The organism is Plantactinospora sp. B5E13 (assembly GCF_039871775.1).
Classification (GTDB): domain Bacteria; phylum Actinomycetota; class Actinomycetes; order Mycobacteriales; family Micromonosporaceae; genus Plantactinospora.
Genome location: NZ_JBDPLT010000012.1, coordinates 163366 through 185731 on the forward strand (window position 1 = coordinate 163366; position 22366 = coordinate 185731).

General features: G+C 72.0%; 24 protein-coding genes. 11 read left to right on the forward strand and 13 right to left on the reverse strand.

Annotation, left to right across the window (positions count from 1 at the left end; genetic code table 11):
• Positions 1-173: 173 nt before the first annotated feature.
• The gene (locus ABGB05_RS14080) at positions 174-722 is read right to left on the reverse strand and encodes an N-acetyltransferase (RefSeq protein WP_347653718.1); all 549 of its coding nucleotides are present in this window, start codon (positions 720-722) and stop codon (positions 174-176) included.
• Positions 723-1102: 380 nt separating this feature from the next.
• Here ABGB05_RS14080 and ABGB05_RS14085 point away from each other — a divergent pair, with 380 nt between their 5' ends.
• Positions 1103-1624 carry a GNAT family N-acetyltransferase gene (locus ABGB05_RS14085; RefSeq protein WP_347653719.1) on the forward strand — a complete coding sequence of 174 codons (522 nt, stop codon included), beginning with the start codon at positions 1103-1105 and terminating at the stop codon, positions 1622-1624.
• Between the two features lie 145 nt (positions 1625-1769).
• Here ABGB05_RS14085 and ABGB05_RS14090 read toward each other — a convergent pair whose 3' ends face one another.
• Both ABGB05_RS14090 and ABGB05_RS14095 read right to left on the reverse strand, forming a co-directional pair.
• Positions 1770-2231, reverse strand: coding sequence for a DUF1801 domain-containing protein (locus tag ABGB05_RS14090; RefSeq protein WP_347653720.1), 462 nt, complete (start codon positions 2229-2231; stop codon positions 1770-1772).
• A 117-nt stretch (positions 2232-2348) separates the two neighbouring features.
• On the reverse strand, positions 2349-2804 hold the full coding sequence (locus ABGB05_RS14095) for a carboxymuconolactone decarboxylase family protein (RefSeq protein ID WP_347653721.1): 456 nt from the start codon (positions 2802-2804) through the stop codon (positions 2349-2351).
• Between the two features lie 169 nt (positions 2805-2973).
• On the opposite strand from ABGB05_RS14095, the gene ABGB05_RS14100 reads away from it, so the two are divergent.
• Positions 2974-5238 (forward strand): helix-turn-helix domain-containing protein, encoded by a 2265-nt coding sequence (locus ABGB05_RS14100; protein WP_347653722.1) that lies wholly within the window; start codon positions 2974-2976, stop codon positions 5236-5238.
• A gap of 399 nt (positions 5239-5637) precedes the next feature.
• Positions 5638-6399 carry a pentapeptide repeat-containing protein gene (locus ABGB05_RS14105; RefSeq protein ID WP_347653723.1) on the forward strand — a complete coding sequence of 254 codons (762 nt, stop codon included), beginning with the start codon at positions 5638-5640 and terminating at the stop codon, positions 6397-6399.
• A 143-nt stretch (positions 6400-6542) separates the two neighbouring features.
• Here the strand turns inward: ABGB05_RS14105 and ABGB05_RS14110 are convergent, their stop codons facing one another.
• Entirely contained in the window at positions 6543-9044 is a 2502-nt protein-coding gene (locus ABGB05_RS14110; protein ID WP_347653724.1) for a DUF3516 domain-containing protein, read from the reverse strand.
• A 127-nt stretch (positions 9045-9171) separates the two neighbouring features.
• Positions 9172-9888 carry a tRNA (guanosine(46)-N7)-methyltransferase TrmB gene (gene trmB, locus ABGB05_RS14115; RefSeq protein ID WP_347653754.1) on the reverse strand — a complete coding sequence of 239 codons (717 nt, stop codon included), beginning with the start codon at positions 9886-9888 and terminating at the stop codon, positions 9172-9174.
• A gap of 285 nt (positions 9889-10173) precedes the next feature.
• Here trmB and ABGB05_RS14120 point away from each other — a divergent pair, with 285 nt between their 5' ends.
• Both ABGB05_RS14120 and ABGB05_RS14125 read left to right on the forward strand, forming a co-directional pair.
• Positions 10174-10677 (forward strand): hypothetical protein, encoded by a 504-nt coding sequence (locus ABGB05_RS14120; protein WP_347653725.1) that lies wholly within the window; start codon positions 10174-10176, stop codon positions 10675-10677.
• A gap of 20 nt (positions 10678-10697) precedes the next feature.
• Positions 10698-11402 carry a class F sortase gene (locus ABGB05_RS14125; RefSeq protein ID WP_347653726.1) on the forward strand — a complete coding sequence of 235 codons (705 nt, stop codon included), beginning with the start codon at positions 10698-10700 and terminating at the stop codon, positions 11400-11402.
• 25 nt (positions 11403-11427) lie between these two features.
• Here ABGB05_RS14125 and ABGB05_RS14130 read toward each other — a convergent pair whose 3' ends face one another.
• The 4 genes from ABGB05_RS14130 to add all read right to left on the reverse strand — a co-directional run bounded on the left by ABGB05_RS14130 (position 11428) and on the right by add (position 14646).
• Entirely contained in the window at positions 11428-11751 is a 324-nt protein-coding gene (locus ABGB05_RS14130) for an antibiotic biosynthesis monooxygenase (protein WP_347653727.1), read from the reverse strand.
• Between the two features lie 30 nt (positions 11752-11781).
• Positions 11782-12567, reverse strand: a complete 786-nt coding sequence (locus tag ABGB05_RS14135; RefSeq protein WP_347653728.1) for an exodeoxyribonuclease III — start codon at positions 12565-12567, stop codon at positions 11782-11784.
• A 75-nt stretch (positions 12568-12642) separates the two neighbouring features.
• Positions 12643-13563 (reverse strand): PAC2 family protein, encoded by a 921-nt coding sequence (locus tag ABGB05_RS14140; protein ID WP_347653729.1) that lies wholly within the window; start codon positions 13561-13563, stop codon positions 12643-12645.
• A 3-nt stretch (positions 13564-13566) separates the two neighbouring features.
• Positions 13567-14646, reverse strand: a complete 1080-nt coding sequence (gene add, locus ABGB05_RS14145; protein ID WP_347653730.1) for an adenosine deaminase — start codon at positions 14644-14646, stop codon at positions 13567-13569.
• 292 nt (positions 14647-14938) lie between these two features.
• Here add and ABGB05_RS14150 point away from each other — a divergent pair, with 292 nt between their 5' ends.
• The 3 genes from ABGB05_RS14150 to ABGB05_RS14160 all read left to right on the forward strand — a co-directional run bounded on the left by ABGB05_RS14150 (position 14939) and on the right by ABGB05_RS14160 (position 17109).
• Entirely contained in the window at positions 14939-15844 is a 906-nt protein-coding gene (locus tag ABGB05_RS14150; protein WP_347653731.1) for a peptidase M23, read from the forward strand.
• A gap of 167 nt (positions 15845-16011) precedes the next feature.
• Entirely contained in the window at positions 16012-16158 is a 147-nt protein-coding gene (locus ABGB05_RS14155) for a hypothetical protein (protein ID WP_347653732.1), read from the forward strand.
• A 234-nt stretch (positions 16159-16392) separates the two neighbouring features.
• Positions 16393-17109 (forward strand): EcsC family protein, encoded by a 717-nt coding sequence (locus tag ABGB05_RS14160; RefSeq protein WP_347653755.1) that lies wholly within the window; start codon positions 16393-16395, stop codon positions 17107-17109.
• 88 nt (positions 17110-17197) lie between these two features.
• On the opposite strand, the gene ABGB05_RS14165 is transcribed toward ABGB05_RS14160, so the two are convergent.
• Positions 17198-18061 (reverse strand): GDSL-type esterase/lipase family protein, encoded by an 864-nt coding sequence (locus tag ABGB05_RS14165; RefSeq protein ID WP_347653733.1) that lies wholly within the window; start codon positions 18059-18061, stop codon positions 17198-17200.
• A 93-nt stretch (positions 18062-18154) separates the two neighbouring features.
• The gene (locus ABGB05_RS14170; protein WP_347653734.1) at positions 18155-18577 is read right to left on the reverse strand and encodes a PPOX class F420-dependent oxidoreductase; all 423 of its coding nucleotides are present in this window, start codon (positions 18575-18577) and stop codon (positions 18155-18157) included.
• A gap of 107 nt (positions 18578-18684) precedes the next feature.
• Here ABGB05_RS14170 and ABGB05_RS14175 point away from each other — a divergent pair, with 107 nt between their 5' ends.
• The 3 genes from ABGB05_RS14175 to ABGB05_RS14185 all read left to right on the forward strand — a co-directional run bounded on the left by ABGB05_RS14175 (position 18685) and on the right by ABGB05_RS14185 (position 21472).
• The gene (locus tag ABGB05_RS14175) at positions 18685-18954 is read left to right on the forward strand and encodes a hypothetical protein (RefSeq protein WP_347653735.1); all 270 of its coding nucleotides are present in this window, start codon (positions 18685-18687) and stop codon (positions 18952-18954) included.
• 75 nt (positions 18955-19029) lie between these two features.
• Positions 19030-20448: an NADP-dependent succinic semialdehyde dehydrogenase gene (locus ABGB05_RS14180; protein WP_347653736.1), complete on the forward strand. Its 1419-nt coding sequence runs from the start codon at positions 19030-19032 to the stop codon at positions 20446-20448.
• 64 nt (positions 20449-20512) lie between these two features.
• Complete coding sequence (locus ABGB05_RS14185; protein WP_347653737.1) at positions 20513-21472, forward strand: TIGR03885 family FMN-dependent LLM class oxidoreductase; 960 nt, start codon at positions 20513-20515, stop codon at positions 21470-21472.
• A 6-nt stretch (positions 21473-21478) separates the two neighbouring features.
• Here ABGB05_RS14185 and ABGB05_RS14190 read toward each other — a convergent pair whose 3' ends face one another.
• Together ABGB05_RS14190 and ABGB05_RS14195 are read right to left on the reverse strand one after the other, a co-directional pair.
• Positions 21479-21739, reverse strand: a complete 261-nt coding sequence (locus tag ABGB05_RS14190; protein ID WP_347653738.1) for a hypothetical protein — start codon at positions 21737-21739, stop codon at positions 21479-21481.
• Positions 21740-21782: 43 nt separating this feature from the next.
• A complete protein-coding gene (locus ABGB05_RS14195; RefSeq protein ID WP_347653739.1) occupies positions 21783-22346 on the reverse strand; it encodes a GNAT family N-acetyltransferase in 564 nt (187 codons plus the stop codon).
• Between the last annotated feature and the right edge of the window lie 20 nt (positions 22347-22366).

Consider the following 22366-nt stretch of genomic DNA (forward strand, 5'->3'; position numbering starts at 1 on the left):
CTAAGATGATTTGGGCAAGGCGGCCGGCATGCCACGGTCCGCCGACGGCCGGCGCACCGCCCTGATCCCGAACGCCCTCGACGGGCTTCCCGCGCAGACGCGTGAAACCGGCCTACGACGCGACCTCGATGATCTCGAAGCGGCCCCGGTGGCGCCCGGCGCCAACGTCAAGGTCAGCGGGCGTTCTCGTCACGGAGACCGACGCAGTCGTGCCTCCAGAAGGCGTCCGAATAGACAAAAGTCCCCGTCATCCACGGCTCGTACGCGGTCAGCGTGACCACCTGGAAGGCCTCGTCGGGGACGCGCAGCGAAGGCTTACGGAAGCCGCGTTCGCCTGCGGGAGCGAAGCCAAGGCGGGAGTAGTACCGCGGGTCTCCCTCCAGGAACACCAGCGGCACCCCGCGATCGTCGAGTGCCTGCAACCCATGGCGGACCAGTGCGGAACCGACCCCCCGGTGCTGCCACTCCGGGGCGACGGCGAGCGGACTCAGAGACGCGACCTCGACAAGTTGTCGGGGCGCGTCGAGCAGGCATCGGCTGAACATGACGTGCCCCACGACCCTGTCGGCGTCCTCCGCCACGAACGATGCGACGGTCGGATCGTCGCGACGTAGGGCATCCACCAGATCCGCCACAGACTCGCCGTGTTCGCCGCCGAAGGCGCGTCGGTGGATCGCGCGCACCGTCTGGTGGTCGTGGACGCCTTCGTTCCGGAGGAGCATGGCCGGGACCGTATGCGGCGCCGGCGGGGCGGGCAACCGGATAACCCGCGCCGTGCCGGGCGCCGCGTAAGCGGCCCCGGGCCTCGATGACGAGTCGATCGGCTACGCCGCCCGGCCGCCGGACCCCGGCCATTGCGCGCCGACGGCGGCTTTGGGGCGGCACGTGACCCGAATCACAGGTATTGCCAGCCGTCAGTCCGGCTCTCCCACCCCTGGACCATCCCTCGTGGGGTGCTGACGTCGACAGAGCGCGCCTCACGGACCGCCCGGGTACTCTCCTGAACGGATGCGGCCCCGTGGCGCCGGATCGGCATCTGAGCCTGGTCGACGTGAGGAAGCGGTGACTCGTCCGGTGGTCGGCCCCGCAATACCGTGGCCGCATGCCTGAACTGATCCTGCCGACCACCCACCTGCATGCCGCCTTTCTGGAGTGCCGGGACGACTGGGGGCCCGGGCTCCACGAGGACGGCTTCGGCCTCGGGACCGACGACGACGTGGACTCGCCCGAAGGCTTCGCCACCTGGGTGCGGCAGCGGCTCCGACTGACCCATCCGGCCGGAACCCCCTGCCCGGCCGAAAGACACGCCTCACCCCGCTGGATCGTCGAGGACGGCCAGGTACTCGGGGGCATCGCCCTGCGGCACTGGTACGACGACAACATCGGTCAGATCGGTTACGGCGTACGCCCGTCCGCGCGCCACCGGGGCCTGGCGAGCTGGGCGCTGGGCGAGATGCTCAAGGAGGCCCGCGCCGCCCTCGGGCTGGACCGCGTCCTCGTCCCCTGCCTCGCGGACAACGTCGCCTCCGCCCGCACCATCGAACGTAACGGCGGCGTCCTCGACGGCATCCGCGACACCCCGAACGGCCGGGTACGGCGCTACTGGATCATCCTGGACCGGTGACCCCGACCGCCGACGTCACCCCACCGTCGGACCGTCAACCACGCGGCTGCGCCAGCGGGATGTCGACGTGGCCCTGTCTGACATCCCGCTGGCGCAGCGCCTGCGGCTCAGTTCACCGCCCAGGGTTCAGTTCACCGCCCGTGGCTCAGTTCACCGCCCGCCTGACGAGCGCGCCGATCCTCGCCTCGTCGTCGGCGGTCAGTTCGGTCAGGGCGTACGAGGCCGGCCACATCGCACCCTCGTCGAGGTGTGCCACGTCGCTGAAACCGAGCGTCGCGTACCGTGTCTTGAACTTCGCCGCGCCCTGGAAGAAGCAGACCACCTTGCCGTCCCGGGCGTAGGCCGGCATCCCGTACCACAGCTTCGGCTTGAGCGCCGGCGCGTTGGCCTTGATCACGGCGTGCAGCCGCTCGGCGAGCAGACGGTCGGAGTCGGACATCTCGGCGATCTTCGCGAGCACCTCCTGCTCCGTGTCGGCCGTGGCGCCCCGCCGGGGCCTGGTCTTCAGTTCCTTGGCGCGCTCCTTCATCGCGGCGCGCTCCTCGTCGGTGAAACCGTCGTGCTTGCCGGTCTTGGCGGTGGTGGTCGTCTTCGTCGTGGTCGACATGGCAGTGTTCCTCTCGGTCAGGGCTTGTTCGTGGGGATTGCCGGTTGTTTCGTCCTGGACGGATCCCGTTTGTCGCTGGCGGGTTGTCCGGTTTCCTCGACGCTTGTCAGAACCAGGTCACCAGTTGCCCGCCTGCTGGCGGGTCGGCGCGTTGAGCCGGTTGAAGGCGTTGGTCATCGCGATGTTGAGCAGCAGCGCGGCCAGCTCCTTCTGGTCGAAGTACGTGGCGGCCACGTCCCACACCTGGTCCGGCACCGGGTCCGCCTGGTCGGCGAGGCGGGTGACGGCCTCGGTCAGGGCCAGCGCCGCGCGTTCCTCGTCGCTGAACCAGGGCGTGTCCCGCCACGCGGCGACGGCGTGCACCTGGTCGTCGGTCGCGCCGTGCCGACGCGCCTGCTGGGCGCCGCCGGCCACGCACGGGCCGCAGCCGTTGATCTGGCTGGCGCGCAGGTGGCTCAGCGCCAGCACCCTGCCGTCCACCCCGGTGGCCGTGATGGCGCTGTTGAGTGCCATCAGGGCCGGCATCGCCTCGGGCACCAGCATCGCCGGGTTCGGCATGCGCTCGGTCCGCATCGTTTCTCCTCTGTCGTGTGCGTCGCTGACGGAGAACATCGGATCATCGAAGCGGTGGCACCCGCGCGGTCCGTGGGACACCGTGGGACACGGTGAATCGGGCTGACCAGCGCAAACGCGCGGCTGATCCGGTTCGGTGGTACGGGACGGGACGGGTACGGTGGTGCGGGTGTCCAGCCCCCAGGAGCAACTGGTGGCTCAGCTCGCCCGGCTGAAGGAGCTGAGCGGGCTCAGCCTGCGTGCCCTTGCCCGTGAGGCGGGCCTGAGCAGTTCTTCGCTCTCCCGGTATCTGACCGGTCAACTCGTACCACCGTGGGAGGCGGTCGTGGCGTTGTGCCGTGCCGTGGGCCGTGACCCTCGACCGCTGCGCGCGGTGTGGGGCGAGGCGGCCAAGGCCGGCCCGGTCCCCGCGCCGCGCCGCAACGACCTGCCGGCCGACCTGTTCGACTTCACCGGCCGGGCGGCGGAAGCCGGTCTGGTCGAGGAACTGCTGGGCACCGCCGGCGCGGTGGCGATCGACGGCATGGCGGGCGTCGGCAAGACCAGCCTGGCTGTGCACGTGGCGCACCGGCTCGCCCCGAGCTACCCGGACGGCGGGCTCTACCTCGATCTGCACGGCTTCACCCCGGGCCACGAGCCGGTGGAGCCGCATGTCGGGTTGGGGCGGCTGCTGGACGCGTTGGGCGTCACACACCCGCCGGCCGGCACCGCCGAACGCGGTGCGCTCTGGCGGTCCGAGCTGTCCCGGCGACGGGTGCTTGTGGTGCTCGACAACGCCGTCGACGCGGAACAGGTGCGCCCGCTGCTTCCCGGCGCGGGGAAGTCCGCGGTCCTGGTCACCAGCCGCCACCGGTTGGTCGACCTGGACACGGTGCCGCCGGTGTCCCTGGAGCCACTCGCCGAAGCCGACGCGGCCCGCCTGTTCGGTCAGGCGGCCGGCGTCGCGCTCAGTGGGGAGGAGGCGGTCGACCAGGTGCTGCGCGAGTGTGGCGGGCTTCCGCTGGCGCTGCGGATGGCGGGGGCGCGGCTCCGCCACCGTCCAGGCTGGACCGTGGCGGTGCTGGCCGACCGGCTGCGCACCAGCCCCAGCCGATTCGACTCCGTGTTCGGCATGTCGCTGCACCAGCTGGACCCGGGTCAGCGTCGGGTGTTCCGGCTGCTCGGCGTGCTGCCGGGCGCGGATTTCGACCCGGCGGTGGCGGGCGCGGTCGCCGACCTGCCGCCCGAGCGGGTCGCCGCGGTGCTGGAGGAACTTGTCGACGTCCACCTGGTCCAGGAGCCCTCGCCCGGGCGGTACCGGATGCACGACCTGATCCGGCGGTACGCGGCGGACCTCGCCGCCGCCGAGGAGCCGCAGGGCGAGGCCGCCCTGCGCCGGGTCCTGAACCACTACTTGGCGCAGGCGGTCGCCCACGAGCGGACGCTGCCCTCGCCGTACCGCCGGGAACCGGCACCGGGCGATCCGGCGCAGGCCATGGCCTGGTTCGACCTCGAGTACGTCAACCTGGTCGCCTGTCTCGACGCCGCGGTGCGGCTCGGTGTGGACGAGGTGGTGGCCGAACTGCCGCAGGCCATGCGGGTGTGGTTCTTCCGGCACCGGGGGACCGACGACCAGGCGCGGCTGCTCGACGCCGCCGCGGCCGCCGCAGGGCGTCTCGGCCGCGACCGGCAGCGGGCCATGCTGCTCGCCGACCTCGGCTTCGCCCGGGCCGCCGCCGGACGCCTCACCGAGGCGCTCGCCGCCTACCAACTGGCCGAGCAGTCCAACCCGGACGACGACGTCGCGGCCGGGCTGGCGTTGCGCATCGGCTTCGTACGTCGGGACCGCGGCGAACTCGAAGCGGCGCAGCTGCACTTCCGGCGGGCACGCGAGCTGTTCGAGAAGATCGGGAGCCGGGCCGGACAGGCCCAGGCGCTGGCCTTCGACGGATGGGTGACCCTGCACCTCGGGCGGCGCGACGAAGCCGTCGAACTCGCCCGGGCCTCCGCCGCCCTGGCCGACGGACCCGGGCAGATCACCGGACTGGGGATCCTCGGTCTCGCCCTGGCGGCGGAGGATCCGGCGACGTCGTTGCGGACGCTGCACGAGGCGTTGCGGCTGGCTGAGGAGAACCGTCTCCCGCACAACCAGGCGTGGTGCCACCTCCATCTGGGTGTCGCGCTGCGGGTCATCGGATCACTCGACGAGGCGCTCGAACACCATCGGCGCGCCCTGGAGTTGCTGGAGCCGTTGACCGAGGTGCAGCTGGAGATCGACTGTCGGCACGCCCACGCCGAGACGGCCCGTCTGGCGGGTCGCTACGACGAGGCGCTGGCGCTGCTCGACCGGGTCATCGAGGTGGCGGGTGAGCTGGGCCGGCCGTACGACGAGAAGCGCGCCCGGGACGCCCGGGGGATCGTCGTGGCGAGCACGCCCGGCGACCGTCCGGGGTAGCCGCGAATCGCCCGGACCGATCCCGGCGCGCGGCGGCCGGGGTCCCGGTCGGGGCATGGGGCTGGCCTGAGGCACGGTCCGTCGGAGAGCGCGCTCGGCGGGGATCCTCTTCGCGCGACATCCCCTGCCAGAGCTACCCTGGCTCGCCGGCATCCTGCGCCTCGGGTAGGCCTCACCGTGGTTTCCGGCAGGGCCAACGACCGGCGGACCTGAGTCTGACTGCGGGCTCTTTTATTGGTCGTGGTCGGTTTCAATGGACGTATGCCGTTTCGTGGTCAGCCGGGTACTGGAAACCGCCAACGTGTGTCCGCTTCGAGGCGGCGTTTGAGAGCTGCGGACCAATACCCGGACGGGCTGCGGATGCCTCGTTCCTCGCGACCGGCGGCGGCTCGGCTGGAGGTGGGGCCGATCGACGTCAAGCCTGACCCGTGGCAGCGTTTGGTGGCCATCGGCAGCATCCTGTCGGTGTTGATCGTGGCCATCGGCCTGTACATCACCAATGAGGCCAACCGTGAGACCAGCGCGGCCAACCGCGAGCAGCATCGCCTCACCGCTCAGGGGCAGATCACCGATCGGTTCGCCAAGGCGGTGGAGCAGCTCGGTCAGCCCGGCGCGGAAAAGGTGGACGTGCGTCTGGGCGCGATCTACGCCCTGGAGCGCATCATGCGCGACTCCGCCGTGGACCAGCCTGCCGTCATCGACATCCTCGCCGCGTTCATCCGGGTTCACGCCCCCGCAACCAAGCGGAGCACAACTCCGCCTTCTTCAGCTCCTCACCCACCGGTCGATATCCAAGCCGTCGTCACCGTGCTGGGCCGCCGCGATATCACCCGCGACGGCACCATCGGAAACGAGACACTGCCTATCCGCCGTCTCGACCTCTCCGACATCAATCTGGTCCGCGCAAACCTGGCTTACGCGAACCTGAACGGCGCGAACCTGACCCAAGCATTTCTGAACGGCACGAAGCTGGAAGGCCGGGTCGACGCGAGAACCGCGGATGCGGTCGCGAATGCGGTCGCGACGTTGACCGGCGCGAACCTGAGCGGCGCGAACCTGAGCGGCGCCGACCTGACCGACGCGAACCTGAGGTGTGCCAAGACCGATGACCGCACGCGGTGGCCCGCGGGGGTGCCGCGGCCGGTGTCGTGTGCTGACTGACTTCCACCGGGCCTACCCGGCCCCGCGATCAGGTAGATCCCGGCGGAGGCGACGGCCCGAGGGCACACGACGTAGTCCGCCCGACCGTGTTCCCTGCCCGCCGGGTCACGCCGCCCCGGTGCAGCCTGGGCCGGACCCGGAGGTCAGAGCTGTCCGACGTCGGTGATCCGGACGACCGCCGCACCGGCCGCGTCGGAGGCCGCCAGGTCGATCTCGGCGCTGATGCCCCAGTCGTGGTCGTCGTCCGGGTCGTCGAAGATCTGCCGGACCGTCCAACGTTCCCGGCCCTGGTCGATCATCAGCAGCGCCGGTCCCCGGGCCGCCGGCCCGGTGCCGATCTCGTCGTACGCCTCGAAGTACGGCTCCAGCGCGTCCGCCCACGCGTCGGCGTCCCAACCGTCGGCACCGTCGAGTTCGCCGAGTTCGTCGAAGCGGCGCAGCGCCGCCAACTCGACCCGGCGGAACAGTGCGTTGCGGACCAGCACCCGGAACGCCCGCACGTTGCCGGTGACCGCCGGGGGACGCTCGTCGAGGACCTTCTCGGCCGCCCCCTCGGTGGGGTTGCGCAACCGCTCCCACTCGTCGATCAGGCTGGAGTCGACCTGGCGGACCAGTTCACCGAGCCACTCGATCAGGTCGACGAGTTCCTCGGTCTTGGCGTTCTCGGGGACGGTCTGCCGCAGCGTCCGGTACGCGTCGGCGAGGTAGCGCAGCACCAGCCCTTCCGAGCGGGACAGCCCGTAGAAGCTGACGTACTCGGTGAAGGTCATCGCCCGCTCGTACATGTCCCGGACCACGGCCTTCGGCCGGAGTTCGTAGTCGGCGACCCACGGGTGGCCCCGCCGGTACATCTCGTACGCGGCGTCCAGCAGCTCGGCCAGCGGCTTCGGGTGGGTGACCTCGTCGAGCAGTTCGAGTCGGGCCTCGTACTCGATCCCCTCGGCCTTCATCGCGGCGACGGCCTCGCCCCGGGCCTTGAACTGCTGCGCCGACAGGATCTGCCGGGGATCGTCCAGGGTGGACTCGATCACCGACAGGACGTCCAGGGCGTAGGTGGGTGACTCCACGTCCAGCAGTTCGATCGCGGCCAGCGCGAACGGCGACAGCGGCTGGTTGAGCGCGAAGTCGAGCTGCAGGTCGACGGTGAGGCGTACGCGTCGGCCGGTCTCGTCCGGCTCCGGCAGTTGCTCGACCACCCCGCCGGCCAGCAGCGCCCGGTAGATCGCGATGGCCCGTCGGATGTGCCGGCGCTGCGCCGCCGGATCCTCGTGGTTGTCGGTGAGCAGGTGCCGCATCGCGGCGAACGCGTCACCGGGCCGGGCGATGACGTTGAGCAGCATCGCGTGGCTGACGTGGAAACTGGAGGTGAGCGGCTCCGGCTCGGCCTCGACGAGGCGGTCGAAGGTGGGCTGGCCCCAGCCGATCGACCCCTCCGGCGGCTTCTTCCGGACCACCTTGCGGCGCTTCTTCGGGTCGTCGCCCGCCTTCGCCAGGGCCTTCTCGTTCTCGATCACGTGCTCCGGCGCCTGCACCACCACCCGGCCGAGGGTGTCGAAGCCGGCGCGGCCGGCCCGGCCGGCGATCTGGTGGAACTCCCGTGCCTTGAGCAGCCGGGTCTTCACCCCGTCGTACTTGGACAGTCCGGTGAAGAGCACGGTCCGGATCGGTACGTTGATCCCGACGCCGAGGGTGTCGGTGCCGCAGATGACCTTGAGCAGTCCGGCCTGGGCGAGGGTCTCGACGAGTCGCCGGTACTTCGGCAGCATCCCGGCGTGGTGCACCCCGATGCCGTGCCGGACCAGCCGGGACAGTGTCTTGCCGAACCCGGAGGTGAACCGGAAGTTGCCGATCGCCTCGGCGATCATGTCCTTCTCGGCCCGGGTCGCGACGTTGACGCTCATCAGCGCCTGGGCCCGTTCCAGCGCGGCGGCCTGGGTGAAGTGCACCACGTAGATCGGCGCCTGCTTGGTGCCGAGCAGCTCCTCCAGCGTCTCGTGCAACGGCGTCATGGCGTACGAGAACATCAGCGGCACCGGTCGTTCCGCGTTCTTCACCACCGCGGTCGGCCGCCCGGTCCGTCGGGTCAGGTCGTCGACGAACCGGGTCACGTCGCCCAGCGTGGCGGACATCAGCAGGAACTGCGCCTGGGGCAGCTCGATCAGCGGCACCTGCCAGGCCCAGCCGCGGTCCGGCTCGGAGTAGAAGTGGAACTCATCCATGATCACCAGGCCGACGTCGGCCCGGGCGCCGTCCCGCAGCGCGATGTTGGCCAGGATCTCGGCGGTGCAGCAGATGATCGGGGCGTCCTCGTTGACGCTGGCGTCCCCGGTCAGCATGCCGACGTTGTTCGCGCCGAAGATCTCGCAGAGCGCGAAGAACTTCTCCGACACCAGCGCCTTGATCGGCGCGGTGTAGAAGCTCACCCGGTCGTCGGCGAGGGCGGCGAAGTGGGCCCCGGTGGCGACCAGGCTCTTACCGGACCCGGTCGGGGTGCTCAGGATCAGGTTGGCGCCCGAGACGATCTCGATCAGCGCCTCTTCCTGGTGGGGATAGAGGGCGAGTCCGCGCTCCTGTGCCCAACCGGCGAACGCGTCGAAGAGGGTGTCGGGTTCGGCGCTGCCCGGCAGCTGGTCAGTGAGCGTCATGGCCGGTCCATGGTGCCTGGCCGACTCTGCCAACGCCAATCCGCCCCCGTCCCGAATTCTTCCGCCCCGTCTGGCATCGTCCCACTCCCGGGGCGTCGGCGCGGACGGTCAGTGGCGGCCCGGACGGTCAGCGGCGGCGGAAGATCAGGTCGAAGGCGGGCCGGTCGACCCGGGTGGCCCGCCGCTCGAACTTCGTGACCGGTCGGTGGGCCGGCCGTGGTGCGTACCCGGGGAACGTGTTGACCAGCTCCGGGTCGGCGGTCAGCGTGGCCAGCATGGTCTCGGCGTACTCGGCCCAGTCGGTGGCGCAGTGCAGCACCCCGCCCGGGGCCAGCCGGGATCGGAGCAGTGCGACGTGCGCGGGCTGGATCAGTCGACGCTTGTGGTGGCGGGCCTTCGGCCACGGGTCGGGGAAGAAGACGTGGATCGCGGTGAGCCGGTCCGGCGGAATCCGGTGCCGGAGCAGGTCGAGGGCATCGCCCCGGGCGATCCGGACATTGCGCAGGCCGCGCCGCTCGACCAGGCTCAGCAGGTTGGCGATGCCCGGGGTGTGTACCTCGACGCCGAGGTAGTCCCGGTCCGGGTCGGCGGCGGCCATCTCCGCCGTGACGTCCCCCATCCCGAACCCGATCTCCAGTACGACCGGCGCGTGCCGGTCGAAGAGCGCGGCCAGGTCGACCGGGGTGGGCGCGGGGGGAGGCCCGGGCGGGATCTCCAGCCCGTACGTCGGCCAGAGCCGCTCGAGCGCGTCGTGCTGCCGGACACCGAGCCGCCCCCGACGCGGGTGGAAGGTGCGGATCTGGGCGTGGTGACCGGTCGTCGCCGCGTCCCCGGGGTCCGCCACCGTCCCGGTGGTACGGCGGTCCGGGGACGTCCCGGCGGCGGGTTCCGCAGGTGTCCCGAGGGTCTGGTCCTGGCTGGTGACGGTCACGGGTACCTGAGCCTACGCGATGCCCGGTCGACGCAGCCGATCTTGACCGATAACCCGCGACCGGATGTGCCGGACGCCGTCAGATGAGAGGATTTCTCCGTACGGCAGGCCCGGTGGCCCCCGCGTCCGGCCCTGCCCGAGGCGCCGGGAAGGGGGAACGTGTTCAGCCGTCGACACCGGGCCGCACTGTCGGCCGTCGTGTCCGTCGTATCGGTCGTGCTCGCCGGGATACTCCTCGGCGCGGCCCCGGCCCGCGCCGCCGACGTCTTCGTCCAGCTGAACCCGAGCACGGTCGAGGCTGGGTACATGGTCGGGATCAAGGCCAGTTGCCGGACCAACACCCAGCCGGCGACGGTCGAGTCGCCTGCGTTCGGCAGTGTCACGGTGCATCCGCAGGCCGGATTCCTCACTGCGGTGGCGACCGTGCCGAAGACCACCCGGGCGGACACCTACCGGGTCCGGCTGAGCTGCCCGGACGGCAGGAACGCGTCGACCAGGCTCGTGGTGGTGGGCGGTGCCCAGTGGCCGGATGGTGGGCAGTGGCCGCACCGCGGGCCGGCGACCGGGTTCGGCGGTACCGCCGGAGATGACCCGGGGCAACTGCTGGTCGTCGGCGGGCTCGCGGCCACCGCCCTCGGTGTGCTGCTCGGCATGGTCGCGCTCCGCCGACGGCGCCGGCCGGCGGCCCCCGGGCGGATCTGAGTACGCGTCCGATGTCCCGCATGTCCACCGCCCGCCGGCCGAGGCTCGGCGGCCGACGTCCGGCCCCGCACCTGCGACATCCGGCCGCCCGGGGTGGCCCGGCCGCTCGGCAGCGCCGGAGTACGGTCGGCCCGCTCGCGGTGATTCTTGTCCTGGTCGGGGTCTTCGCCACCGGGGCCGGACTCGGGCGGTCGGCGGACGGGCCGTGGTGGTGGCTCAACAGCGGCAGTAAGGCTCCGCCGTACGAGTTCCCGGTGTTGGAGCCGAGCCGGCCGGTGCGCCTGGAGATCCCGTCGATCAAGGTGGAGGCGCCGGTGCACCGGGTCGGGCTGGCCGAGGACGGGACGATCGCCGTACCGGATCTGGACCGGCACAACGAGGCTGGCTGGTACGACCGGGGGCCGACCCCCGGGCAGTTCGGCCCGGCGATCATCGTCGGCCACGCGGACACCCGTACCGGACCGTCGGTCTTCCACGATCTGGCCAAGCTCCGGGCGGGTGCCCGGATCGAGGTGGTCCGGCAGGACCGGTCGGTGGCGATCTTCGAGGTCAACTCGGTCGAGCGTTTCGACAAGGACGCCCTGCCGGCCGAGCGGGTCTACGGCGACTACCAGCGTCCCTGGCTGCGCCTGATCACCTGTGGTGGACGGTGGGTGGGCGGCAGCACCGGCTACGCCGACAACATCGTCGTGTTCGCCTCGCTGGTCGACTCCCGAGATCGCTGAGGCGGGGGACCCGGTGTGGGCCGGCCTACCCGGTCGGTCCGGCCTGCTGCACCACCTCGAACTCCAGGAGCGTGGCCCCGGTGGCGACGGGCTTCGGTCGCGCACCGTCGGTCCCGGTGCGGGCGTGCGCCTCCCGGGCCGGCCCGGCCGCCCAGGCCTGGTACGCCTCCTCGCTCTCCCACTTCGTGTACACGAAGTACCGGGACTCGCCGCCCACCGGCCGGAGCAGCTCGAAGCCCAGGAATCCCGGGGCGTTCTCGACCGCGCCCTGCCGGGCGGCGAACCGTCGTTCCAGGTCGGGACCGGCGCCCGGTGGCACCTCGATCGCGTTGATCTTCACAACTGCCATGACTCCACCCTATTCGCGAGTTGTGGCCGGTCAGGCGCCGGCAGGTTCGGCGTCCACCACGATCGGGGCGTGGTCCGAGGGCCCCTTGCCCTTGCGCGCCTCCCGGTCGACGTACGCCGAGCGGACCGTGCCGGCGAACGATTCGGTGGCGTACACCAGGTCGATCCGCATGCCCTTGTTCTGGTGGAACATCCCGGCCCGGTAGTCCCAGTAGGTGAACGGGTGTGGACCCTTCATCGGCGTCGGTACGACGTCGACCAGGCCGAGGGCCCGCAGGTCGGCCAGGGCCTGTCGTTCCGGCGGGGTCACGTGGGTCGAGCCGACGAACAGCGACGCGTCCCAGACGTCCGCGTCGGTCGGTGCGACGTTGTAGTCGCCGCAGACCGCCAGGGGGCGCCCGGTCCGCACCTCGGCGGCGAGCGCGTCGCGCAGCACCGACAGCCAGGCCAGCTTGTACTCGTAGTGCGGCGAGTCCGGGGTACGGCCGTTCGGCACGTAGACCGACCAGACCCGTACGCCGGCGCAGGTCGCCGAGATCGCCCTCGCCTCCGGGTCCGGGAACCCGGGCTCGTCGGCGAAACCCACGGTCACGTCGGTCAGTCCGACGCGGGACAGGATCGCCACCCCGTTCCAGCGGCCGTCGCTGTGGCTGGCCACCGTGTAGCCCAGTTCACCGACCTCGGCGACCGGAAACGACCCGTCCGGGCACTTCGTCTCCTGCAGGCAGACGACGTCGGGCCGGGTGTCGGCGAGCCAGCCGAGCAGCCGGGGCAGCCGGGCCTTGACCGAGTTGACGTTCCAGGTAGCCAGACGCATACCACCAGCCTGCCGGATGGCCCGCCGCCACGCCCGTCAGACTCCCGGGCGGGGCGGACCGGCCGGTGCGGCGGTTCAGCTGCCCGGCGTCTCCCCGGGCCGGCCGTGCTCGGCGAGGAACCGCTCCAGCTCGGCGCCGAGTTCGTCGGCGGTCGGCAGCGGCCCGGCGGGGTTGGCGAGCAGGTTGGGACCGCTGCGGCCCCTGGTGAAGGCGTCGTACTGCTCCTCCAGAGCCCGTACCAGCGAGGCGGCCTCGTCGGTCTGGGCCACCTGCTGGTCGATCTCGACGCGTACCGCCTCGGCGGCCTCGCGCAGCGGCTCCGAGGGAAGCAGCAGCCCGGTGGCCCGGGAGACGGAGGTCAGCAGCAGTTCGGCGGCGCCCGGGTATTCGGACTGCGCCACGTAGTGCGGTACGTGCACCGCGAACCCGATGGCGTCCCGTCCCTGCTGTCCGAGGCGGAACTCCAGCAGGTTGCCGGCGCCGCCCGGCACCTGGATCCGCTGCAGCCACGACTCGTAGCCGATGATCAGCTCCGGTCGGGTGGCGTGCGCGGTCACCCCGATCGGACGGGTGTGCGGCACGGCCATCGGGATCGCGTTGAGCCCGACGGTGAGCCGGACGCCGAGCCGCTCGATCAGTCCGGTCAGCGCCGCGATGAACCGCTCCCACTGGAAGTCCGGCTCGGGGCCGGAGAGCATCAGGAACGGCGTGTCGGCGTCGTCACGGAGCAGGTGCAGCTCCAGCTTCGGCGCCTCGTAGTGCTCCCAGTGGTCTTCCACGAAGATCATCGTGGGGCGCCGGGAGCGGTAGTCGAGCAGCTGGTCGACGTCGAAGGTCGCGATCGTCCGGCAGTCGAGCGTCGACATCAGGTGTTCCCGGGCGAGCCGGGTCGCGTTTCCGGCGTCGACGAAGCCGGAAAGTGCCTGAATCAGCACCGGTTGCCCCAGCTCGGGCAGGTCGTCGGTGAGTTCGTAGAGCTCGTTCGGGTCGAGCACCGGTCAGGACCTCCTCAACGGGGTACGCCGGGACGCGTCCGTGTCGAACGGCGCCCCGAGGTAGCAAACGCTGCCGCTATCTTGGTCCATTCCACCGAGCCACCCGGCGACGCCCGCCCGCATCGTGGCCTTGACCGCCGGGGGAGCGGCGGAGGCGTCGACGGAGCCGGTGGCGAGCGCCGCCAGTTCGGTGTCGGTGCAGCCCAGCACGTCCCGGGCCAGCAGATACTGGTCGAGCAGACCGGTGCCGAACAGCAGCGGGTCGTCGGTGCCCAGCGCCACCGGCACACCGGCGGTCAGCAGCGCACGCAGCGGTGTCGCGGCCAGGTCGGCGGTGACCCCGAACGGCGGATATGAGCTGGGGCACACCTCCAGGGCGACCGCGCGGGCGGCCAGCAGGTCGAGGGTGGCCGGGTCGACGGCGGCGGTGAGCCCGTGGCCGACCCGGTGCGCGCCGAGCAGCGTCACACAGTCCCGCACGTGCCAGGCGGCCTCGTAGAAGCCGCCGTGCGGCACCACGAGCAGCCCGGCTCCGGTCGCGATCCGGACCGCCGGGACGAAGTCGGCGATCCGGCCCCGCCGCTCGTCGTTGGAGAGTCCGAAGCCGACGACGCCACGGTCGGCGTACCGGGCGGCGAGCCGGGCCACCCGGAGGGCCTGGTCCGGCGGTCCGGCCCAGCTCGCGGCGAGCACCACCCCGGTACGTCCGCCGGCCGTCCCGGCGAGGACCGCCTCCACCACCGGCTCCAGCCCGCCGAGCCGGGCCGCGTACGTCGTCGGATCGACCTGGATCTCCAGCCAGCCGCCACCGTCGGCGGCGGTGTCCGCGGCGGCCTCGGCGACCACCCGGGCGAGATCGTCAGCGGTACGCAGTGTCGCGCGGGCCAGGTCGTACCGGCTCTGGAACGCCGACCAGCCGTGCACGGCGCCGGGCGGCAGCGGGTCGGGCACCGACAGCCCGTAGCGGTCCGCCAGCTCGGCGAGGGTGCTCGGGCGCATCGAACCGGTCAGGTGCAGGTGGAGGTTGGCCTTGGGGAGGCGGCGGAGGTCGGGTCGGCCCCGGCCGTCGGTGACCTGGGTCATGCCCCACGGTCTCACGACTGGGCCCTGACGGGGATCGGGCGGTGGGCCGATCGGCCCGCGTCGGATCGGTCGATCGGCGGAGCGGCCGCCGACCGGGTCCTGGTGCCGGACGTCGGGTGGTACCTGTGCGATAGGCCGGCATCGAGCGCGGCGCCTGATCTGCCATGCTTGTCCGGGTTGGCCGTTCCCGTTCACCCCTGCCGGTCGCTGACCGGTTACTCAGCCACCAGGTGTGGCCAGCGCCACTCGGTGACTCCCCGTAGTCGACGGTTTGCCTGCCTAGCCTCGTCGGATGCGTGACGACGACCTTTCTGAGCTGGAGCACACCGCCGTACGGCGCACTGTCCGATCGGATGATGTCCCCTCGTCCGTACCGTCCTCCGGGCTGGCGGACGCCGGCCGGCCGCGGTGGCGCTCCTGGTGGGCGGCGACCCTGGTCATCCTGGCCGGCCTGCGGCACCGGCTCGGTGGCGGGAACCGGGCCTGGTACGCGGCGGCGGGCGTGCTGTGCTGCCTCGGCCTGGTGGCCGCGGTGGTCGGCGGAACCCGGTCGGCGGACCCGACGGCCGATCCGGGCACCGTGGGTCCGGGGGACCGGGTGGCGCTCTCCCGGCCGGACCAGTCGACCGGCGGCGTGGGGGCCGGCGGCCCGGCCGAGCCGTCGACCGCCGCCGGCGAGGCGAAGCCGACCGACGACTCCGGCCCGGCGACGTCGAAGACCAGCCCCGGTGAGTCGCCGCCGCTGGCCGACTCGGCACCCGTGGCCGGCCTGACCCAGGTGCAGATGGACAACGCGCGGGCGATCGTCCGGACCGGACGGGACATGGGCATGCCGCGCCGTGCGCTGGTCATCGGGGTGGCCACCGCGATGCAGGAGAGCAACCTGCTCAACCGGGCCAGCGAGGTGGTGCCGGAGTCCAAGCGGTACCCGCACCAGGGGACCGGCTGGGACCACGACTCCGTCGGACTGTTCCAGCAGCGCAGCAGCAGCGGCTGGGGGCCGGTGGGCCGGCTGATGGACCCGGCGTACGCGACGGCCCGGTTCTTCGAGGCACTGCGGCAGGTCCCCGGCTGGCAGCGGATGCGGCTGACCGAGGCGGCCCAGGCGGTACAGGTCTCGGCCTACCCGGAGCACTACGCCAAACACGAGGGCAACGCGACCCGGGTGGTCGACGCGCTGCTGCCCCGGGACCACTAGGGAGCCGTTCCGGCGGGCGGTGCGCTGTGCCCGGCCGCCGAGGATGGTCGCTCCTTGTCCCGGCGGGCCATGATGGAACTCCCCACCCGGGCCGGTACGGGACTGGCCGGTGTGACCGAACCGGGGATCGGGTAAACCTGGTGCAGGACCACCACAGGAGGACCGAGATGGCGTCGTTGATGCACCGGATCCAGATGTTCCTCAGGTCGCCCCAGGGGCGACAGCTGATCGCCCGGGGCCGGCGCGAGCTGGCCAAGCCCGGCAACCAGCAGCGGCTGCGCCGGATCGTCAGCCGGCTGCGGGGCCGGCGCTGAACCGTACGCCGTCCCGCTGCCACCGCCGGACCTCGTTCCCATCCCACGCACTCGGAGTGTCCCTTGACGGAGTCCGCACCGTTCCCCGCCGATGACAACGTCACCCCGTCGACGGAGGTGACGAGCCCGCAGGCCGACGGGCCGGCCACCGCGTCCGTGGCCGCCCGGGTGGCGCCGGCCACCGGCCGGGCGACCCCGTCGGTCCCACCGGGCCCGCTGGCCACCGCCGCCGCCCTGGGACCGGACGGTCTGCCGGTCGAGCCCGAGGACGCGGACCCCTCGGCGGTGCCGCCGACCGGCCTGTGGGACCGGATGAAGGCCGACCCGCAGTACGCCCCGGAACATCTCGCGCTGGAGGCGGTCCGCCGGCTCGGTCCGCAGGCCCGGGAGTGGGTCGAGCGGATCCGGGCCTGGTATCCGCAGCTCTCCCCGGACGAGATCGCGCAGCTCGCGATCCGGAAGTTTGTCATCCGGGCCCGACTCTCCGGCGCCATCTCCGGGGCCGCCGGCCTGGCCGGTGCGGTGGCCGACGTCGGCGTACTCGCCTGGACCCAGGCCCGGATGGTGCTGCACGTCGCCGCCGCGTACGGCCACGATCCGACACACCCTGACCGGGCCACCGACCTGTTGGTCCTGCAGCGGGTCCACAAGATCGCCCAGACGGCACGGTTGGCGCTCGGCGTGGCGGCCGGGCACGAACGGGCCGGTGCCCTGCTGGGCAGGTCGAACACGCCGCTGCGGCAGGCGATGCTGCGGCTGGGTCTCAAGCTGGCGCAGATGGCCGGGATCCGGGCCGCGAAGCGGCTCTTCGCCAAGGCCGTGCCGGGTGCCGCGATCATCCTCGGCACCTGGGCGAACTCGTCGGCCACCAAGGACCTGGCGGCCCGGACCCAGGAGCTCTACCGCCCCCGGGCCATCATGCCGCCACCGCCGTCGGCACCGGCCGACTGAGCCGCCGTGCGCCGTCGGGTCGGCCCGGCAGATCGGCGGGTGTCGCCGCTGCCCGGTCGGCCGGCGGCCGGGCGCGTCCCGCCGCTGTTCAGTCGGCCCGCCGGGCCAGGCCGGATGCCCGCCACGCCACCTCGGCGAGCTTGTTCTGACCGTCCACATTGGGGTGGAAGTAGTCCAGCCGGTTGACCATGTCCAGGCTGAACCGCACCCGGTGCACCGCCCCGCCGTCGTACCGGCAGCGTGACCCGTACGCCCGACAGGCGGCGGAGAGCTCCTTGTTGTAGGCGTCGATCCGGGCCCGGAAGGTCGAGCGGCGGGTCTTGTCGACCTCCGCCGTCGACGTCGGGTTCGCCAGCAGCGACGGGCAGATCCGGTTGCCCCAGGCCCGGACCGCCCGCTCGTCGTCGTGCCCGATCTCCCACAGCCGGTACAGGTCCGGAATGCTCACCACCAGGACCTGGGCCCGGGGTCGGCCCTCCTTCAGCACCCGCAAGCCCCGGTCGAGACTCTCCCGGAAGGTCCTGACCTCCGTCATGTCCTCGATCCGGGTCCGGCAGGCGTCGTTCGCGCCGACCAGCACCGTCACGTAGTCCGCCTTGCGGCGTACCGCGTCGGCCGCCTGGTCGGCCAGGGCGCCCACCCGGGCGCCGTTCGACGCCTCGTTGCGGACGTTGCCCCGGATCGCGGGATTGGCCTCCAACAGGCGCCGGTAGATGCTGTCCACCCGACTCGAGCTTCCGGTCGCCCAGGAGTTGCGCTGGCAGGCGGCCAGGGTCAGGCAGGAGCCGAAGCCGGTGGTGATCGAGTCCCCGAGTGCGGCGATCGACGACGGCAGTCCGGGGCGCGGCGAGTCGGGTGGGGGTGGTGGTTGTCCACCCTCGGCTCCCCCCTCGCAGGCCAGGGCAAAAATCGCCAGGACGGCGGTGATCGCGGCGGTCCATCGACTGACCATGCTTCTCCCCGTACGGAGCGGAGCGGAAAGAATTCGCATGGTTACTCTACGGGTGACGCTGTCGTCCAGGAACCCCGCTGTCGACAACCCGGGTCAGCGTCGGGGCGCTGGTTGGCCGCCGGTGACCGCCACGAAGGTCTCCGGGCGGATGGTCACGATGACCCGGACCGGGGCGTCGGTGATGTCGTACACGTTGGCGTAGCGTTCCTGCAGAGACCGGTAGAACGACGCCTGGGCGTCGTCGTCCTCGACCTTCTCCACCACCCCCCGGACCTCGAGGAAGCGGTACGGGTCGTCCGGGTCGGCGATCGACAACGCCACCCGGGGGTCACGCTGGAGGTTCTGGAACTTCTGCCGGGTCCGGGTGTGGGTCATCCTGATCCGCTCACCGTCCCAGTCGAACCACATCACGTTGCTCTGTGGCGCACCGTCGGGGCGCAGGGTCGCCAGGTGGGCGAAGAGTGGACGGGTCAGCAGGTCGGCGTGGGTCTCCGGCAGTACGGGCACGTCGGTCATGTTTCCTTGGTACCCCGGCACGCTCCGGGCATCCCACCCGGTCGCCGCGCGGATCAGGTGATGGCGTGGGCAGGTTAGCGGGGCCGGGTAACGGGTAGTTCGGCCAAATGGCCACGAGATCGCAGCCCCGCGGGCGAAAAGGGACGGTCGGGCACGCGTACAGCGCGCTCAACCTCCGTCTGTTGCTGGCCTCCTTCGGCCTGGTGGTCTGTGTGGTGCTGGGGGTGTTGGCGTTGCGCGCCGATCTCCTGGTGCTCGCGGTGATCCTCTTCGTGCTCGCCGCCGTCGCCGTGGTCGACCTGGTGGTGGTGCAGCGGCGTCGGGTCGCGCGGCGCCGGGAGGAACCGCCGGGGACCCGCCACTCGATGTTCGAGTGATTCACGTGGCGGCCGTGCCCCGGGTCGGGATCCGGCACGGTCGCCGATCCCGCCGACCACAGGGGGTACGACGTCATGTCGATCGCCACCATCGACCCGACCAACGGGCAGGTACTGAAGACCTTCGACGAGATGACCGACCAGCAGTTGGAGGCCGCGCTCGCCCGGGCGGCGGACGGCTTCGCGCAGCTGCGTAGCACGGGTTTCGCCGAGCGGGCCCGGTGGATGACGGCGGCGGCCGACCTGCTGGACGCCGAACGCGACGCCGTGGCCCGGATGATGACCACGGAGATGGGCAAGACGTACGCCTCAGCCAAGGCCGAGGTGAGCAAGTGCGCCGCCGCCTGCCGCTACTACGCCGCGCACGCCGAGGGCTTCCTGGCCGACGAGCCGGCGGACGCGGCGGCGGTCGGCGCGACCCGGGCGTACGGCCGGTACCAGCCGATGGGGCCGGTGCTCGCGGTGATGCCGTGGAACTTCCCGCTCTGGCAGGTGCTGCGGTTCGCCGCCCCGGCGTTGATGGCCGGCAACGTCGGGCTGCTCAAGCACGCCTCCAACGTGCCGCAGACCGCGCTCTATCTGGACGAACTGTTCCGGCGGGCGGGTTTTCCCGCCGGCGCCTTCCAGACCCTGCTGATCGGCTCGGCGAAGATCGACCAGGTGCTCGCCGACCCCCGGGTCCGGGCCGCCACGCTGACCGGCAGCGAGGGCGCCGGCCGGTCGATCGGGGCCAGCGCCGGGAGGTACCTGAAGAAGACCGTGCTCGAACTGGGCGGCAGCGACCCGTTCGTGGTGATGCCGTCCGCCGACATCGAACGGGCCGCCGAGGTCGCCACCGTGGCCCGCTGCCAGAACAACGGCCAGTCCTGCATCGCCGCCAAACGGTTCATCGTGCACACCGACGTCTACGACGAGTTCGCCGACGCCTTCGTCACGCGGATGGCGGCGCTGACCGTCGGCGACCCGATGGAGGACGGGACCGACATCGGCCCGCTGGCCACCGAACGGGGCCGCGCCGAGGTGGCGGAGCAGGTACGCGACGCGGCGGACAAGGGGGCCAGCGTGCTCTGCGGCGGGCGACGCCCGGACCGGGCCGGCTGGTGGTATCCGCCGACCGTGGTCGCCGACCTCACCCCGGAGATGCGGATGTACGCCGAGGAGGTCTTCGGCCCGGTCGCCGGCCTCTACCGGGTCTCCTCGTACGAGGAGGCGATCACACTCGCCAACGGCACCAACTACGGCCTCGGTTCGAACGCCTGGACCCGGGACCCGGCGGAGCAGGAACGCTTCGTCACCGACCTGGCCGCCGGACTGGTCTTCATCAACGGCATGACCACCTCCTATCCGGAACTGCCGTTCGGCGGGGTACGCAACTCCGGCTACGGCCGGGAACTCTCCGCCCAGGGCATCCGGGAGTTCTGCGACCTGAAGGCGGTCTGGGTAGGCGAGGGCAGCGCCGGGGCCGGCGCCGGCGCCGGTTCGCACAGCGAGTGACAACCCCGCGATCCGCCGGCAGCCCGGGATAGACCACCGCCCGGACTGGGTACGGAGGACCGCCATGACGGTCTTCGGTATCCACGCCTCCCACGAACAGATCCACCCTGCCGCGCTGCTCCGGACCGTGGTCCGGGCCCAGGAGGCGGGTTTCGACGCCGCCATGTCCTCGGACCACTTCTCACCGTGGAGCGCCCGGCAGGGGCACTCCGGCTTCGCCTGGTCCTGGCTCGGCGCCGCGCTGCAGGCGACCACGCTGCCCTTCGGGGTGGTGAACGCCCCCGGGCAGCGGTACCACCCGGCGATCGTCGCCCAGGCGATCGGCACCCTCGCCGCGATGTACCCGGGCCGGTTCTGGGCGGCGCTCGGCACCGGGGAGGCGAGCAACGAGCACGTCACCGGGGACGGCTGGCCGCGCAAGGAGGTCCGGACCGCCCGGCTGCGCGAGTGTGTCGACGTGATCCGGGCACTGCTGGCGGGTGACGAGGTCAGCCACGACGGACTGGTCAGCGTGGACCGGGCCCGGCTCTGGACCCGGCCGGAGCAACCACCGGCGCTGGTCGGGGCGGCGGTGTCGGAGGCGACCGCCCGCTGGTGTGCCGAGTGGGCCGACGGGCTCATCACGGTCAACGCGCCCGTCGACCGGCTGCGGCGGATGGTCGACGCGTACCGGGGAGCCGGCGGTCGCGGCCCGCTCCACCTCCAGGTCCACCTGAGCTGGGCGCCGAGCGAGACCGAGGCGGCGTCGATCGCGTACGAGCAGTGGCGCAGCAACGTCTTCGCCCCGCCGGTCTGCTGGGACCTGGAGACGGCGGAACACTTCGACGTCGTCGCCGCGGACGTGCCGGCGGAACGGGTCGCCGAGGTGGTGAACATCTCCGCCGACCTGGGCCGGCACACCGCCTGGTTGCGGGAGTACGTCGACCTCGGTTTCGACGGGATCTACCTGCACCACGTCGGCCAGGAACAGGACGCCTTCGTCGACACGTTCGGCGCCAAGGTCCTGCCGGAATCGCGCGGGTAGGACCGCTCAGAGTTCACGGGCCGCCGCGAACAGTTCGCGGAACTCGTCGAGGTATCCGTTGGCGGCGGCCAGGTCGTACCGGGCGGTGGGCTCGACGTGCACCTCCGGGTCGTCGCCGGGCGGCAGGGTGAGCCACAACAGCGGCACCCCGGTGCGGCGCCGCCAGCGTCGGGCGATGGCCGGGGCCACCGCCTCCAGGATCCGCAGACAGTCGGCGCGGACCGGGATGGACAGTGACCGGAGCTCGGCCAGGGCAACCTCGCTCATACCGTCGATCATGTCACCTGGCCGCCCGTGGCCGCGCTCACCATCAGCCGAGCCGGCGCTCCAGCAGCTGACCCGGCCACCGGCGGTCGGTGAGCTGGACGGTGAAGGGTGCGGTCGCGGTGAAGCCCTGGCTCTCGTAGTACCGGATCAGCGCGCCGTCGCCACCCGCGTAGCAGTCCACCCGGAGCAGGTCGAGACCGCGTTCGCGGGCGAGCCGCTCGGCGTACGCGAGCAGCCGGGCGCCGATCCGGCGTCCGGCGTACGCCCGATCGGTGACCAGCAGGTTGACGTAGAGTTCCGGCTCGGTCGCCGGCGGCACGTGCGGTACGGCCCCACCGACGACCAACGCGCCGACCGGGACGCTGGCCGCGGTGTTGGCCAACTCGGCGACGTACAGCTCGCCGTCGGCGGCCCAGCGACGCACCTGGGCGATCCGCCGTGGGTTGTCCGAATGCGGTGCGCTGCCCCACTGGTCGACCCGGCCCCGGGCGACCAGCCACCGGGTGGCCCCGTCGAGCAGGCCGAGCACCACGGCGACGTCCCCGGGCCCACCCGGCCGCACCACCAACTCCTCCGTCGTCGCCTGCTCCGGCTCGTCGCTCCCCACGCCGTCCATGGTGACAGAAC